The 15,500-nt window shown below is 66.6% G+C and carries 11 protein-coding genes; 4 read left to right on the top strand and 7 right to left on the bottom strand.

The window, feature by feature from the left end; genetic code table 11:
- Nucleotides 1-13 precede the first annotated feature (13 nt).
- Complete coding sequence (locus tag CEY05_RS23365; protein ID WP_088599659.1) at nt 14-1,186, top strand: VWA domain-containing protein; 1,173 nt, start codon at nt 14-16, stop codon at nt 1,184-1,186.
- 57 nt (nt 1,187-1,243) lie between these two features.
- On the opposite strand, the gene CEY05_RS23360 is transcribed toward CEY05_RS23365, so the two are convergent.
- The 3 genes from CEY05_RS23360 to CEY05_RS23350 all read right to left on the bottom strand — a co-directional run bounded on the left by CEY05_RS23360 (nt 1,244) and on the right by CEY05_RS23350 (nt 3,011).
- Nucleotides 1,244-1,765, bottom strand: coding sequence for a GNAT family N-acetyltransferase (locus tag CEY05_RS23360; RefSeq protein WP_088599658.1), 522 nt, complete (start codon nt 1,763-1,765; stop codon nt 1,244-1,246).
- A gap of 7 nt (nt 1,766-1,772) precedes the next feature.
- Nucleotides 1,773-2,555 carry a hypothetical protein gene (locus tag CEY05_RS23355; protein WP_143220600.1) on the bottom strand — a complete coding sequence of 261 codons (783 nt, stop codon included), beginning with the start codon at nt 2,553-2,555 and terminating at the stop codon, nt 1,773-1,775.
- Nucleotides 2,556-2,645: 90 nt separating this feature from the next.
- The gene (locus tag CEY05_RS23350) at nt 2,646-3,011 is read right to left on the bottom strand and encodes a hypothetical protein (protein ID WP_088599839.1); all 366 of its coding nucleotides are present in this window, start codon (nt 3,009-3,011) and stop codon (nt 2,646-2,648) included.
- 500 nt (nt 3,012-3,511) lie between these two features.
- Between CEY05_RS23350 and CEY05_RS23345 the strand changes: the two genes are divergently transcribed.
- Both CEY05_RS23345 and CEY05_RS23340 read left to right on the top strand, forming a co-directional pair.
- The gene (locus CEY05_RS23345) at nt 3,512-6,301 is read left to right on the top strand and encodes a pitrilysin family protein (RefSeq protein ID WP_088599656.1); all 2,790 of its coding nucleotides are present in this window, start codon (nt 3,512-3,514) and stop codon (nt 6,299-6,301) included.
- Between the two features lie 209 nt (nt 6,302-6,510).
- The gene (locus CEY05_RS23340; protein ID WP_158219402.1) at nt 6,511-7,953 is read left to right on the top strand and encodes a pitrilysin family protein; all 1,443 of its coding nucleotides are present in this window, start codon (nt 6,511-6,513) and stop codon (nt 7,951-7,953) included.
- A 15-nt stretch (nt 7,954-7,968) separates the two neighbouring features.
- On the opposite strand, the gene CEY05_RS23335 is transcribed toward CEY05_RS23340, so the two are convergent.
- Entirely contained in the window at nt 7,969-8,919 is a 951-nt protein-coding gene (locus CEY05_RS23335) for a LysR family transcriptional regulator (protein ID WP_088607542.1), read from the bottom strand.
- Between the two features lie 494 nt (nt 8,920-9,413).
- Between CEY05_RS23335 and CEY05_RS23330 the strand changes: the two genes are divergently transcribed.
- Entirely contained in the window at nt 9,414-10,412 is a 999-nt protein-coding gene (locus tag CEY05_RS23330; protein WP_088599653.1) for a tripartite tricarboxylate transporter substrate binding protein, read from the top strand.
- A gap of 37 nt (nt 10,413-10,449) precedes the next feature.
- Here the strand turns inward: CEY05_RS23330 and CEY05_RS23325 are convergent, their stop codons facing one another.
- The 3 genes from CEY05_RS23325 to CEY05_RS23315 form a co-directional block, all read right to left on the bottom strand.
- Complete coding sequence (locus CEY05_RS23325; RefSeq protein WP_233161674.1) at nt 10,450-11,250, bottom strand: efflux RND transporter periplasmic adaptor subunit; 801 nt, start codon at nt 11,248-11,250, stop codon at nt 10,450-10,452.
- A gap of 110 nt (nt 11,251-11,360) precedes the next feature.
- On the bottom strand, nt 11,361-13,331 hold the full coding sequence (locus tag CEY05_RS23320; protein WP_088599652.1) for a preprotein translocase subunit SecA: 1,971 nt from the start codon (nt 13,329-13,331) through the stop codon (nt 11,361-11,363).
- A 1-nt stretch (nt 13,332) separates the two neighbouring features.
- Nucleotides 13,333-15,486 (bottom strand): hypothetical protein, encoded by a 2,154-nt coding sequence (locus CEY05_RS23315; RefSeq protein WP_088599651.1) that lies wholly within the window; start codon nt 15,484-15,486, stop codon nt 13,333-13,335.
- Nucleotides 15,487-15,500: the final 14 nt, after the last annotated feature.

Below are 15,500 nucleotides of genomic sequence, written 5' to 3'. Positions count from 1 at the left end.
GGCGGCCGGCGCCATGCTGATCGACTTCTTCTACCACTTGCGGGCCCACAAGCTGCCCGTGTCGGTGCAGGAATACCTGACGCTGCTCGATGCCATGCGCCACGACCTGATGGCGCCCACGCTGGACGACTTCTATTTCCTGGCGCGTACCGCCCTGGTCAAGGACGAGACCCTTTACGACCGCTTCGACCAGGCCTTCGGCGCCTACTACAAGGGCATCGAGGCCGCCTTGCCCGCCGGCAAGGACATTCCCCTGGATTGGCTGATCAAGCAATTCGAGCGCACCCTGACGCCCGAGCAGAAAGCCGCCATCGAGAAGCACGGCTGGGACAAGTTGATGGAAATGTTCCGCGAGCGGCTGGAGGAACAGAAGGGGCGCCACGCCGGCGGCAACCGCTGGATAGGCACCGGCGGCACATCGCCCTTCGGCAACGGCGGCTATCACCCGGAAGGGATACGCGTGGGGGGCGAGTCGGCCGGTAACCGCAGCGCGGTCAAGGTGTGGGACATGCGCCAGTTCCGCGACTACGACGATCGGCTCGAATTGGGCACCCGCAATTTCAAGGTGGCGCTGCGCCGCCTGCGCCGCTTCGCCCGCGCGGGCGCGGAACTGGAACTGGACCTGGACGACACCATCGCCAGCACCGCGCGCAACGCTGGACATCTGGACCTGCGCCTGGTGCCCGAGCGCCACAACACCGTCAAGGTGCTGATGCTGCTGGACGTCGGCGGCAGCATGGACGATCACATCGGCCGGGTCGAGGAACTGTTCTCCGCGGCGCGCAGCGAATTCCGCAACCTGGACGTCTACTATTTCCACAACTGCCCCTACGACAGCCTGTGGCAAAGCGCGCGCCGGCGCAGCAATGAACGCTTCGACACCTGGGACATCCTGCGCAAGTACAACGCCGACTGGCGCCTGATCATCGTCGGCGATGCCACCATGAGCCCGTACGAGATCCTGCAACCGGGCGGATCGGTCGAATACGCCAACAAGGAAGCCGGTGCGGTGTGGCTGCAGCGCCTGCTGGAGGCCTGGCCCAAGGCGGCCTGGCTCAACCCCGAGCCGACCGCGTCCTGGACCTATCGGCAGTCCATCGCGCTGCTGCGCGACATCATGCACGACCGCATGTATCCGGTGACGGTGGCGGGCCTGGAGCAGGCCATGCGAACGCTGTCCAAATAAAGGCAGGCGGGAAGCCCTGGCCGGCCATGCGCCACGTACGCGCCGGCCATGGGCAATTCAGCCATCGACCGGCTGGCGCGGCGTTTCCAGTTGCAATTGGTAGAACAGGAGGTCCAGCCAGCGGCCGAACTTGAAGCCCGCCTGCTTGATCTCGCCCGCCCGCGTGAACCCCAGCTTCTCGTGCAATGCGCAGCTGACGGCATTGGTGGAGTCGATGGCGCCCACCACGACGTGATAGTCCTGCTGGCGCGCCCGTTCGACGACGGCGCGCAACAGCGCTTCGCCCAGCCCGCGACCGCGGAAACGCTGGTCGACATAGACCGAATGTTCCACCGAGTACTTGAAAGCCGGGAAAGGCCGGAACGGACCGTAGCTGGCGAAGCCCATCAGCACACCGGTCTCGTCTTCGAAACCGACCACCGGATAGTTGCCCTTGCGCTTGGCGTCGAACCAGGCCTGCATCGACGCTTCGCTGCGGGCCTGGTAGTCGTACAAGGCGGTGGAAGTCAGGATGGCGTGATTGAAAATCGCCAGGATGGCGCCAGCGTGGCGCTCATGAGTGCAATCGACCGCGATCATGCCAGCCTCAGTCCGGTTCCTTGGGCGCAGCCATGACTTCGGACTCCAGGCGGCCGCGCGGGAAAGCCGAGCCGGTCTGGGGCACCACTTCGGTCACCATCGAGCGTTCGCTGTCCATGGTGAAGAAACGAACCTGCTTCATGCCGGCCTGGGTTACCAGGGTGACCAGGCCGTTCAGATCCGACAGGGTCATATCGGTGCTCACCAGGATGGCAACCGGAGTCATGGGACCGCGCGCCTTGTCCTTGGCGACCACGCCCAGGGCCGCGCCAAGCTTGGCGGCGTCCAGGCGGGTAGCGTCCTCGCCTACCGTGAACTGCGGTTGGTGCGCACCCTTGGCCGGCGGGAAGACTTCCACCACCACGGGGCCGCGCTGCGTGTCCTTGGCGGCATCGGCGGCCGGGGCCGCGGGGGCTGCTGCGGGGGCCGCGGCCGGTGTCGCGGCCGGGGCCGCCTTGTCGCCTTCCTTGGCCACGGGCTTGTCGGCTTCCTTGGCGGGTGCCTTGCCGGCATCCTTGGGAGCGTCCTTAGGGGCGTCCTTCGGGGCTTCCTTGGCGGCGGCCGGCTTGGCTGGCTCCTTCGCGGGTTCCTTGGCCGGCGCCTTGGCGGGTGCGGCGTCCTTGGGGGGCGCCGCATCCTTGGCCGGGGGCGTGGCGTCCTTGGCGGGCGCGTTGTCCGGCGTGGATTGGGTTTGCGCGGGCTGGGCCGCCGCGGGCGCCTGGGCCTGCGCGGCAAGCGCGTTCAGACCTAGCCCGCAGCCCAGCAGGATGGAGAGGAGGGTTCCCGTCATGGCGCGCGGCGCCGGCGTCTTCTTAAGCACTTCTCGAATTCCCAGGATGCGTTCATTCAGCCGCCGGCGGCTCACCCACCACGGCTCGACCTAGGAATATACCCGGCCGGAACGAAATCGTCCGAAAGATTCCGGACATTGTCGCCAATCGATCTCGTCACCGTCCATGTCCAAATCGAACATACGGGCATAAGCGGGCCGTGTCCGGACATCCTTGCCCTGCCCCTCCATTTCCAGGACGTGGCCGGTAAACCCGCAAGGTGCGACGCTGCCCTCGGCACAATACCGGCCGGCGGGCAGATCGACGACATAGGTCATGTGATCGTGCGTCAGGATGGCGACGTACCTGCCGTCATCGCTGGCATACGCATAGCGGAAGGTTCCCTTGAGCCTTTCCCTTGGCAGCTCATTGCCTGCCAGATGCGACAGGGCGCGGGAGACGATATCAGTCAACATGATGCAATCCTCCATGAGCAGGCCGGCTCCCCGCCGGCCGCAAGCGGCACGTTCAAACCTTCCGCCCCGGGCGGCGTCCGCGGCCGCGTATGAAACGAACGTCGGCCCTGCTTGGAGCCGGAAGGAATGGTTGTAACGATGCGATGGGCTGGTGCATCGCCCCTCGCGCTGAGCCGGCGAAGGGCGGTCCGCGCGTCGGACTGCGGCGCGCGGCATCTATCTGTCAGTACCAGACTACTCTCGGCTCTGGACGTCGCCAAGTCGCCGGCCTCCTCTGCAATGAGGTCGGCAGCCGGTATATTGCCCCATCGAAAAGTGCAGTTGACGCCCTTTTCCCCGAGGAAGCCACAGGATGGCGCCCCGTTTCCGGTCATTCCCGTACTCGTTACCGTAAAAAACCGCTTTCCCAACCCAAAAATCAGTTACAGCTTGCGCCGGCTGAACTTCACCCCCCGTATACACTCCAACAACTTCGTCTACTCCGCAGGATTACTAGATTCATGCGCCTTTATCTCCCCTCACTGTCGCGCCAGCTGAAAGTTCTGCTTTTTTCCTCGTTCATCGCCTTCCAGGCCGGCGCCGCGACCGTGCCGGATGGCGTCACTGAAACCAGTACGGTAGAGGGGATATCCGAGTTTCGCCTCGGCAACGGCCTGCGCATCCTGCTGGCGCCGGACGATTCCAAGCCCACCACCACGGTCAACATGACCTATCTGGTGGGCTCGCGCATGGAGAACTATGGCGAAACCGGCATGGCCCACCTGCTGGAGCACATGCTGTTCAAGGGCACGCCGACCACCCGCAATGCCCTGGGCGAATTCAACCGCCGCGGCCTGCAGGCCAATGGCAGCACCTCGTCGGACCGCACCAACTTCTTCGCCAGCTTCGCGGCCAACCCCGACACCCTGAAGTGGTATCTGGGCTGGCAGGCCGACGCCATGGTCAATTCCTTGATCGCCCGCGCCGACCTGGACACCGAGATGCCGGTGGTGCGTAACGAGATGGAACGGGGCGAGAATTCCCCCTTCAACATCCTGATGCAGAAGATGCAAGGCGTCGCCTACCAGTGGCACAGCTACGGCAAGGTCACCATCGGCGCCCGCTCGGATGTGGAAAACGTCGATATCGACCAGTTGCGCGCTTTCTACCACCAGTACTACCAGCCTGATAACGCGGTGCTGATCGTGGCCGGCAAGTTCGATCCCGACAGCACCCTGCAGGCCATCAGCGAAACGCTGGGCAAGCTGCCCAAGCCCTCCCGCAAGCTGCGCCGCGAATACACCGTCGAGCCCGTGCAGGACGGCGAACGCGCCGTCACCCTGCGCCGCGTCGGCGGCACGCCCCTGGTGGCCGCGATGTATCACATCCCCGCCGCCGCCAGCCCGGACTTCGCGCCGCTGGACCTGGCCACCACCATCCTGTCGTCCGAACCGTCCGGCCGTCTCTACCATGACCTGGTCACGCGCAAGCTGGCCGCCGGCACCTTCGGCTTCACGATGGACCAGCTGGATCCCGGTATCGCCATGTTCGGCGCCCAGCTGGAACCGAGCATGAACCAGGACGTCGCCATGAAGACGCTGACGGCGACGCTGGAGTCCGTCAAGCAGAAGCCCTTCACGCAAGAAGAACTGGATCGGGCCCGCAGCCGTTGGCTGATCGACTGGGACCGCACTTATTCCGATCCTGAACGCATCGGGGTCGCGTTGTCGGAGGCCATCGCCTCCGGCGACTGGCGCCTGTTCTTCCTGGAACGCGACCGCGTGCGCGCCGCCAAGCTGCCCGACGTTCAGCGTGTGGCCGAACAGTACTTCCTGCGCAGCAATCGCATCGAGGGCCGCTACATCCCCACCACCGCGCTTGAGCGCGCGCCGGCCAACACCCGCGTCGACCTGAGCGCCGTACTCAAGGACTACAAGGGCGACCCGGCCAATTCCCAGGCCGCCGCCTTCGACGCCTCGCCGGCCAATATCAACCAGCAAACGCTGCGGCGTACCCTGGACCTGCCCAACGGCAAGGTCGACCTGGCGCTACTGTCCAAGCCCACGCGCGGCCACCGCGCGCATGCCAAGCTGCTGCTGCAGTTCGGCAATGAGCAGACCTTGCGGGGCCAGCGCACCGTGGCCGACGCGGTGGCCGACCTGCTTACCCGCGGTGCCGGCAAGCTGAGCCGCCAGGCCATCGACGACCGCTTCGACCAGCTCAAGGCGGACGTCCACTTCAGCGGCTCGGGCACCAATCTGTCGGTGGTCATTTCGACCACGCGCGAGAACCTGCCGGCGGCGGTGAGCCTGGCGCTGGAAGTGATCCGCAACGCCAACTTCCCCAAGGACCAGGTCGACGAATACAAGACCCAGGTCACCACCGCCATCCAGAACGCCATGACCGAACCGCCGGCCCTGGCCCTGCGCACCCTGGCACGGCACGACAATCCGTGGCCCAAGGACGACATCCGCTACGTGCCGACGTTCGATGAGTCGCTGGCATCCGTACGCGGCCTGACACGCGACAAGTTGGTGGCCTTCCACAAGAAGTTCTATGGCACCGGCACCATCGCCTTCTCGGCCGTGGGCGACTTCGATGCCGACGCCGTCCAGGCGGCGCTTAAGAAGAGCCTGGCAGGCTGGCAGCGCGGCGCGCCCTACACGCGCATCGCGACGCCTTATCACGCGGTGCCGGCCAAGGACTACAACCTGGAGACGCCGGACAAGGCCAATGCCTTCTTCGCGGCCTATCTGCCGTTGAAGGTGCAGGACACCGCGCCGGATTACCCCGCGCTGTACCTGGCGAACTATCTGCTGGGCTCCTCGGGTTCCTCGCGCCTGTGGGACCGTATCCGCGAGAAGGACGGCTTGTCCTATGACGTCGGCAGCACCCTGGACATCTCTTCCTTCGAGCCGCAAGGCAGCTGGACCATGCGCGCCATCTACGCGCCGCAGAACCGCGATCGCCTGCAGCAGGCGCTGTACGACGAGACCACCCGGGTGCTGAAGGATGGCTTCACCGCGCAAGAACTGAAGGACGGCGTCAACTCCCTGCACAACTACTTCCGTCTGGCGTACTCGCAGGACGGCGTGGTGGCTGACACCTGGATCCGCTACATCCGTCGCGGACGCGACTTCACCTGGGTCGCCGACATGGACCGCAAGATCGCCGGCTTGACGCTGGAGCAGGTGAACGAAGCCATGCGCAAGTATTTCGACCAGGCCGCTTTCACCACGGTGTACGCGGGTGATTTCGACAAGTACCAGGGCAAGGCCGAAGACAAGGCTGAAAAGCAGGACAAGAAGTAGCCTGGAAAGGAATCCCGGGGCGCGTCCCCAGGACATCCACCGACCAAGCCATGGGCCGCGCGAGCGGCCCATGGCTTTTTTACGTCCGCGGAGGCATCCGACGGGAACGCAGCGGGCCACTCCGACCACAGACGTGCCGCGTGCGGAGTCAGAACGCCGCGCCGCCGGTCAGCACTGCCGGTCCCCATAACATCCCAGGGATTCCCTTTATGCCTCTCGTTTTTTCGGGGCTGTCGCGCCGACTGCCCGCCCTGCTCTTCATGTCGTTCATCAGCTTGCAGGCCGACGCCGCCAGATTGCCGGAAGGCTTGGGCAAAGCCTATGGCAAGCCCATCACCGCCGAGGGCATCACCGAGTACCGGCTGGACAACGGCCTGCGCGTCGTGTTGGCACCCGACGCGGACCAGACGGTCACCGCCATCGACCTGACCTACCGGGTGGGTTCGCGCAACGAGCACGAAGGCCAGGGCGGGATGTCGCATCTGCTGGAGCACCTCGTGCTGGCAGGCACGCCCCGCCAGCCCGCCGTTGCCGACGAATTCCAGCGCCGTGGCATGGACGTCAAGGCCAGCACGTCGGCCGACCGCACCCGCTACGTCGCCACGTTCCAGGCCAACCACATGGACCTGGCCTGGTATCTGGGCTGGCACGCCGCCGCCATGCTGCACAGCGCTTGGCGGCGTGCGGACGTGGAAGCCGCGCTGCCCGTCATCTTCGCGGAACTGGAGGTCAGGGATAAGACTCCCGAACGGGTATTGCGGCAGAAGATGCGGGGCGCCGCCTTCCATTGGCATAGCTACGGCAACGATCCGATGGGCACGCATGCGGATATGGCGAATGTCCGCCTGGACCGGCTGCAGGCTTACCAGGCGGAGTACTACCAGCCGGACAACGCCGTGCTGACCATCGCCGGCAGGTTCGATGCCCCGCTCACGCTGTCGGCCATCGCCGATACGTTGGGCAAGCTGCCGCGGCCCCGCCGCAACGTGCCGGAGGATTACCGGGTCGAGCCGCTGCAGGACGGCAATCACGCCGTGACGCTGCGGCGCGTGGGTGGCTATCCGCTGGTGGCCACCATGTATCACGTGCCCGCTACCGGCAGCCGCGACCATACCCTGTTGCTGCTGGCCGCCGACATGCTGGCGGCGAGCGGCGCCCATCGGCTGCAGGATGAACTGGTGGCGACGGGACTGGCCGGCAAGGTGAGTACCCAGGCGCTGGGATGGCGCGACTACGGCCTGATCGAATTCCGCGCCGCCCTCAAGCCCGCCATGGATACGGAGAGCGCGCAGCGCGTCCTGAATCGTGTGGTGGAGACGTTGCGGCTGCATCCGTACACGCAGGAGGAACTGAACCAGGCCCGGCGCCGTTGGCTGGATACGCGGACGCGAACGTTGGCCGATCCGCAGGCGCTGACCGACGCGTTGTCCAAGGCGAGCGTGAACGGTGACTGGCGTCTGATCTTCCTGGAACGCGACCGGGTGCGGGATGCCACGCTGGTGGAGGTGCAGCGGGTGGCGGATCATTATCTGACGCGGGCCAATCGCAACCAGGGGCGGTATATACCCACTGCGTCGCCGGAACCGCAGCCTGCCAGCGCGCCGGTGGATCTGGGGCCTGAGCTGAGGCGCTACGAGACGGATGTCGATTGATGCGCCGTCGGGTAGTCAGTCGGGAAGCGGGGTGTCCGCCGATGCGTTGGGTGCGGGTGCGGGTGCGGGTGCGGGTGCAGCGGCCGTCGTGGGCATGCGGGCGACGCAGTCGAGCAGGGCCGGCACGGCCGGGTTGTCCTGCGGCATGCGCCAGGCCAGGTACATGTCGGCGCGCAATGCGCAGTCCTCCAGGTCGGTGAAATGCACGCCATCGAGGCGCAGTTCGCGTGCTGACGCGGGCACGATGCCCACGCCCAGGCCCGCGCGGACCAGCGCCAGCAGGGTGTGCGTCTGGCTGGCGTGCTGCACGACGTCGGGCCGCACGCCGGCCTGCCCCAATGCGGCGGAAATGCGTTCGTGGAAGTACTTGCCTTCGTTGGGCGAGTAGGAGATGAAAGGCTGGCCGTCGAGCGCCTGCAGGGGCACGGTCTTGAGCCGCGCCAGGGGCCAGCCGCGCGGGACCGCCAGCATCAGCGGCTCGCGTTCCAGCAGGCGGTGGCCCAGGCCGGCCACGCGCGGCAGGTGGCGGATCAGGACGAGATCCAGGTCGCCGGCCACCAGCAGACGGCCCAGGTCGATCGAGACCATTTCGCGTAACTGGATATCGACGTCGGGTAATTCACGGCGCGCCTGGGTGACGATGGCGGGCATCAGGCGGTAGGCCGCCACGGCGGTGAATCCCAGGGTGACATGTCCGGCCGTGCCGGTGGCGGTGCGGCGCGCCTGCAGGGCGGCGTGGCTGGAGAACTCCAGCAGATGGCGGGCGTCGCGCAGGAAGCTGCGGCCGGCGGCGGTAAGGGTGACCACGCGGCTGCTGCGTTCGAACAGGGTGACGGCCAGGCTGCGTTCGAGCATCTGGATCTGGCGGCTTAGTGGGGGTTGGGTCATGCGGAGACGGGCAGCCGCGCGGCCGAAATGCAGTTCTTCGGCGACTGCCACGAAGCATTCCAGTTGTCTCAGTTCCATGTCCTGCGTCTCCGATCGATTCATTTTTTATATTGATCTTTGCTATTTATAGCTGGATAGCATGCGCGCGTCGAATCGTTCCTATACTGGGTCGTGCCAGAGGCGTAGGGACATGAGGGGGCTGCGCCCCTTCAGACTCCCGCGGGGGAAAAAGGCGGGGGCTCCGCCCCACGCCCCCGAACCGGGAGCGCGAGGCGCCACCCCGCGTCCTCCATGGTGGGGGTGTGGGGGCAGCCCCGGGTCCTACCCGGTGGGGGTATGGGGCGTAGCCCCGTGTCCTTCCTGGAGGGGTTGGGGCGTAACGCCGTGTCCTACACGGAGGGGGTATGGGGCGTAGCCCCGTGTCCTAGCCGGTGGGGTATGAGGCGTAGCCCCATGTCCTACCCGGTGGGGTATGGGGCGTAGCCCCGTGTCCTTCCCGGGAGGGGGTACAGGGGGCGTAGCCCCTTGCACTCCAAAAACAATATTCATTATTCAAAAGAAAGGTGCGAGACATGGAGACGATCGATAAGGGGCGCAGGCGCTTGCTGGGCGCTGCGCTGACTACGCCGGTGCTGGCCGCGGGCCTGCCACTGACGACCTACGCGGCAGATGCCTACCCGGCGCGGCCCATCAGCCTGCTGGTGCCGTTTTCACCCGGCGGCGGTACGGACATCTCCGCCCGCCTGCTGGCCGCGGCACTGGGCCCCCAACTGAACGGCGCCTCCGTGGTGGTGGACAACCGGCCAGGCGCCGGCGGGCAGATCGCCGCCGACCTGGTGGCACGGTCCAACAACGACGGCTATACGCTGCTGTTCGCCAACTCCGGCATGCTGGCCGTGAACCCCTGGCTCTACAAGCTGCACAGCGATCCCGCCACCGCCTTCGCCCCCATCTCCATGTTCTCGGACCTGCCCTTCGCCCTGGTGGTCTCGCCGCAACTGGCAGCCCGCAATGTCCAGGAACTGGTCGAACTGGCGCGCAAGGAACCAGGCAAGCACACCTTCGCCAGCTCGGGCACCGGCGGTGCGCCCCACCTGGCCGGTGAAATCTTCCAGCAAGCCACCGGCACGCAGCTGACACACGTGCCCTACAAGGGCGGCGGCCCTGCCATGACGGACCTGATGGCAGGCCGCGTCGACATGCTGTTCGCATCCATCCTGGAAACGGTCACCTATGTGCAGGCCGGCAAGCTGCGCGCCCTGGCGGTCACCGGGCCGACCCGTTCCCCGGCCATGCCCGACGTGCCCACGCTGGACGAAGCCGGCGTGCACAATGCGCAGACGGGTTCATGGACGGCCGTCCTGGCGCCGGCCGGCACGCCGGCGGCGGTGGTCGACAAGCTGTCCGAGGCGATCCGCCGCGTGGCCGACAGCGCCGACGTGAAGAAGAAGCTGGAAGCACAGGGCGCGGTGGCGCACGGTTCGACGCCAGCCGAACTGGCCAAGATCGCCGCCAGCGAACGGGCCCGCTACGGCGACATCATCAAGACGCGCAACCTGCACGTCGAATGAGTCTGGCGCCCGCCGCGACGGCGTAGCGGCAACAGGCTCAGAAATGGACGGAGCACCGGATTCCCGCAGGGATCCGGTTGTTCTTGTTATCGACCTTCAACAGCACGACGAAGGTGCCGCTGGCGGCGTCCATGACCTTGTCGATGCGCCAGACGGTGGCCCGCAAGGGCTTGTCGCTGATCGCCGAATTGACGGTGACATCCGCGCCGGCGTCCATCTTGACCTGGCCATACAAGCCCTCGGGCACCACCACCTTGACCAGCAAGGGATCGATCTGCGCCAGCTTGACGATCTTGTTGTCGTTGATGCGATCGCCCGGCCCGGCATAGCGCTCGGCCACCACGCCGTCGAACGGACTGCGTATGCTGCGCTCGCCCAGGATGGCCTGCTGCAGCTCCACCTGCAACGCCGCCTGGCGGCTCTTGGAACTGATCTCGTCGTAGTCGCTGGCCGGCAGCAGCTTGCGCTGGTACATATCGCTATTGCGCTGCACGGCGCGCGCCAGGTACGCCGCTTCGCCCCGGCGCACGTTCAGCGTGGCCTCGTCCACCTTGCTATTGAGCGTGGCGACCACATCGCCCTTCTTCACCGTATCGCCACGCTGCACCGATATCTTGTCGATGACGCCGGCGATAGGGCTGCCCAGTTCCGACACCATGAACGGCTCGATCAGGCAGGCCATGGGCGTTTGCAGCGAGGCGGTCTCATGCCCCATCGAAGCGCCACCCGGCAGCGCGGTGGGCGACAGCGTATCCGCGAGCGGGGGCGGCGCCACGTTCTGCGCCTGGGCCACGCCAAAGCCGAGGCCGAGTCCCGCAACGCTCAGACGCAGCAACACGCCCGCGACCCAAACGCGCGAACGAGAAGCACCAGGCAAGCGGGCAGTCCATGCAGGGCTGGCGCGCAAAGCATCGTCGCACCGGCTCATTCCGATCATTTTCTTCATCATCAATCCCCCTGCCCGGAAAAGGACAAGGATTTCTCCAGTTGTTCATCGGCCGCCACCAAGCGTTTGCGATCGCGGGCCAAGGTGTTTTCGGTACGTTGCTGGGCATGGCGCAACCAGCGCGCACGCAGGCCAGGCAGGGCCGCCAGCACGGGCACCATCGCGCGCGCCATCCAGGTGCGGGCCACGCTGTCCAGCACCGCGTCTTCCAGCGACAAAATAGCCTGCGCATGGCCAGGATCGCCCTGGCGCGCGCTGCGCCCCTGCAATTGCCGGTCGATCCGGGCCGACTCATGCCGCTCGGTCAGGATCACATGCAGGCCGCCCGCGTCACGCGCCGCGTCCGACAGGGCGATATCCGTGCCGCGCCCGGCCATATTGGTGGCGATCATGATGCTGCCCGCCTGCCCCGCCTGCGCCACCATGTCGGCCTCGCCGGCATCCTGCTTGGCATTGAGGATCACCGGCGCCAGGCCGGCGGCTTCCAGATACGCGCCCACCGCTTCGGACGCCGCCACCGACCGTGTGCCGATCAATACGGGCACCCCGCGCGCATGCAGCTCCCGCGTTCGCTCGCACACCGCCGTCCATTTTTCGTGCAGCGTGCGCAGCACCACGTCGGGATCGTGCCGGCGCCGCGATTTACGGTGCGTGGGAATGGGCACCACCGGCAGGTTGTAGACGCGGCCAAGCTCGCCGCGTATTTCGGCCGCCGTGCCCGTCATCCCGGACAAACGCAGATAGTGCTTGAAAAAGCGTTGATAGCTGATGCTCTTGAGCGTCTGCCGTGGCTCGGTCAGCGCCAGGCCTTCCTTGTACTCGATCATCTGGTGCAGGCCCTGGCCCCACGAACGATCGGCCATGACGCGGCCGGTGAACTCGTCCACCACCATGATCTTGCCGTCGCGGATGATGTACTGCTCGTCCAGGTCGTAGAGATGCAGCACCGTCAGCGCGCTCAGGGCCAGCTCCTCACGGCGGAAAGGAATGTTCCACGGCGCCGGTAGCGCGGCGCATTGCGCCTGCAAGGCCACGCGCCCTTCCTCGGTCAGGCCCACGCGGCGCTCGTCGCGCAGCACCCGGTAGTGTTCCGGTTGCAGCCCGCGCGCCAGGTCCACGGCCTGGCGCGTGACGCTTTCGATGTCCTGCTCCTGCACGCCGGAAATGATGAGCGGCGTGCGCGCTTCGTCCACCAGCACGCTGTCGGCCTCGTCGACAATGGCATAGGACAGGCCGCGCAGATACAGTTCCGCCGTGCGCGCCTGGCCGCCGCGCAGGCGTTCCAGGCGCAGGGCGTCTTCGTCCTTGTCATCGTCCAGCACGATGAGGTCGCGCAGATAGTCGAACACCACCGTCTTGTTCGAGCAGTAGACAATGTCGGCCTGGTAGGCCAGCCTGCGCGTGGCGTTGTCCATCTCGGCCGTCACCGCGGCCACGGTCAGGCCCAGCGCCTCGTACACCGGCGCCATGATGGCCGCGTCGCGCTCCACCAGGTAATCGTTGGTGGTGATCACATGCACCGGCAGGCCGGCCAGGGCGGCCGTGGCGGCGGGCAGCGTGGCGGTCAGCGTCTTGCCCTCGCCCGTGTGCATTTCCGCGACCATGCCCTGCAGCATCACCCACCCGCCCAGGATCTGCACGTCGAAATGGGTCTTGCCCAGCGTCTGGCGCGACGCCTCCCGCACCAGTGCGAAAGCACGCGCGGCGGTCGCCAGGTCCATGCCATTGCGGCGCAGGTCGTAGGCCACGGCGGCCGCGCGTGCGCGGATTTCCGCCAGCGACGGCTGCCCCAGCAGCGCTGCTTCGCGATGCACGCGCGCCACGATGCGGCGGCTGCGCGCGACCGGCTGGCGCCACAGGCGCTGCAGGCGCCGCAAACCGCCCGTGCCCAAGGCCTCCAGGCGATTCGCATAGCGTTCGCTTTCTTTCTCGGGATATAGAGGATTGGGCTGCAGGACACCGGATAGCTGCATGTCACACCTGCAGCTGATGCAGCAGCACCTGGCGCAAGGCATCGTAGGCCTGGTACAGGATGGGACGCGGCGCGTGGTCGAACTTCACATAGACCCGGCCGCCCAGATACAGGCGCTCGATGCCCGGCGGCAGCGCCAGATCCATGACGAACAGGTTCTCGGCCGATTTGGCGGGACCGTCCTTGGACTTGCGCGTATCCACGCCGATGGTGCCGCCCCCTTGCAGGCTCAAGGCCATGCTGGGCAATTCATCGGTGGCGGCCGGCACCTCGCGCGCGATGGCGACGCGGTATTCCCGCGCAGTGTCCTGCGCCAGGCGCACGCGCACGCCCTCGTTGGACCGCTGGATCCGCTCCAGGCCCGATTGCGGCACCACCACGCGCACGTATTCCGCATGGGTCAGCACATAGCCCAGCAGCTCGCCGCGCTGCACGTAGCGGCCCACCATGTCGCCCGGATGCGCCGGAATGAAACGGCCCGCATGCTGGCTGCTGACCCGTTGCGCGTCGGCCTGGCCCTGCACGATGCGCCGCTCCGCCTGCAGGCTGGTCCATTGATGCTTCATGATGTCGGCCTGCACGCGGTTCTTGGCATAAGCCTCGACATAGCGCGCCTGGTATTCGTCGGACTGGGCTGCCAGGGTGGCCAGGCGCCGGCCCAGCTCGTCGTTCTCGATGACCACCAGGGGCGTGCCGGCGGCGACGCTGGCGTCATCCTCGCCCAGTGCCTGGCGGATGAAGCCGCTGACAGGGGCACGCAACTGCGCGCTGGGCGGCACCCATACCACCCCTTCGGTATTGGTCGAGGCCGGCAGCGGCACCAGGGCCAGCGCCCCCACCAGGCCCAGCAGGCCCAGGCCCGCCACCAGGTAGGACCGCGCGCGGCGCGCCTGGATCTGCGGATCGGTGACCAGATGGCGCCCGAGGTGCCACAAGGGCAGCACGATGGCCGTGTACAGCGACCACAGCGCCAGCAGGATGCCGAAGAAGAAAAACCGCTTGGCCACGATGAAGATCGCCAGGCCCATGATGAACAGGCGGTAGCAGAACGACAGCACCGCGTAGAACACGAACCACGTCTTTTCACCACCGCTCGCGTGCGGCGGCTCGGACGCCTGCAGCCACAGCACGTAGCGCTTGACCAGATACCCCACATAGCCGTTGGCGCGCTGGCCCAGGTTGGGGATCTCGATGGCGTCGGACAGGACGTAATAGCCGTCGTAGCGCAGCAGGGGATTGCCGTTCATCAGCAGCGTCGACACGCCGCAGATCAGCACCACGGTATAGGCGATCGACCGCAACGGGCCGGGATCGAGCTGCACCCAGGCCGCCATGGCCAGTCCCGCCAGGAACAGTTCCACCATGATGCCCGCCGCGCCCACCAGCATGCGCTGGCGCTTGTCGGCGAAAGCCGCCGCGGCGGACGCATCCACATAGGGAATGGGCACCAGCAGCAGGAACATCAGGCCGATCTCGTGCACCTCGCCGCCGCGCACCTTGATGGCGAACGCGTGCCCCAGTTCGTGGATGGCCTTGACGATGGGATACACCAGCAGCATGGTCACCACATTGCCCGTGGAGAAAACCTGGTCCCACACGTTGTGGGTCAAGGCCTGCCAATGCATCGCCCCCTGCACGGCGCCGTAGCCGACCACCGCCAGCCACAGCAAGGCGCCGAACCAGGTGAAGATCCACCGAACGAAGGGCAGGCCGCGATCCAGCAGGCGGTCCGGGTCCAGCACCGGCAGCTTCAAGGCGCTGGGATTGCCGATGTACTGCTTGAGTTTCTGGGTCCGCTGGCGGCGCCGCCGTTCCACCAGGTCGCGCACGTCCGGCGCCCGGTCGGTCAACAGCACGTCGGCGCGATGCAGTTGCGACATCAGCCGGATCACTTCGTCCTGCGGCATGGCGTCATCGGGCAGCTGGCCGCAGGCGATGTCCCAGATCTGCTGCACCGTGCGGCGGCCGTCCATCAGGCTGATCAGCAGGTTCGCTTCAGGGGTGTAGCGGTGGTACTCCCCATTGCTCTGGTCCTGCATCACGTACCAGATCTCGCCGCGATAGACGTGGCGGTGGATCCGCACATGCGAGCGCAGGCGCGGCCGCAGCTGGCTGACGCGGTGCCAGGCATTGCTATGGAGAGCGGTGACGGCCATGGTGTGCGGCGATC

The sequence above is a fragment of the Achromobacter sp. HZ34 genome (assembly GCF_002209485.1).
Lineage (GTDB): Bacteria > Pseudomonadota > Gammaproteobacteria > Burkholderiales > Burkholderiaceae_B > Bordetella_C.
This window is presented reverse-complemented; position numbering and strand designations above follow the sequence as displayed.

Coding starts and splice junctions, on each gene's coding strand:
- CEY05_RS23330 (WP_088599653.1), top strand. CDS start 9,414: ATGGAGACGATCGATAAGGGGCGCAGGCGCTTGCTGGGCGCTGCGCTG.
- CEY05_RS23335 (WP_088607542.1), bottom strand. CDS start 8,919: ATGGAACTGAGACAACTGGAATGCTTCGTGGCAGTCGCCGAAGAACTG.
- CEY05_RS23320 (WP_088599652.1), bottom strand. CDS start 13,331: ATGCAGCTATCCGGTGTCCTGCAGCCCAATCCTCTATATCCCGAGAAA.
- CEY05_RS23315 (WP_088599651.1), bottom strand. CDS start 15,486: ATGGCCGTCACCGCTCTCCATAGCAATGCCTGGCACCGCGTCAGCCAG.
- CEY05_RS23365 (WP_088599659.1), top strand. CDS start 14: ATGCTGATCGACTTCTTCTACCACTTGCGGGCCCACAAGCTGCCCGTG.
- CEY05_RS23355 (WP_143220600.1), bottom strand. CDS start 2,555: ATGACGGGAACCCTCCTCTCCATCCTGCTGGGCTGCGGGCTAGGTCTG.
- CEY05_RS23360 (WP_088599658.1), bottom strand. CDS start 1,765: ATGATCGCGGTCGATTGCACTCATGAGCGCCACGCTGGCGCCATCCTG.
- CEY05_RS23345 (WP_088599656.1), top strand. CDS start 3,512: ATGCGCCTTTATCTCCCCTCACTGTCGCGCCAGCTGAAAGTTCTGCTT.
- CEY05_RS23350 (WP_088599839.1), bottom strand. CDS start 3,011: ATGTTGACTGATATCGTCTCCCGCGCCCTGTCGCATCTGGCAGGCAAT.
- CEY05_RS23340 (WP_158219402.1), top strand. CDS start 6,511: ATGCCTCTCGTTTTTTCGGGGCTGTCGCGCCGACTGCCCGCCCTGCTC.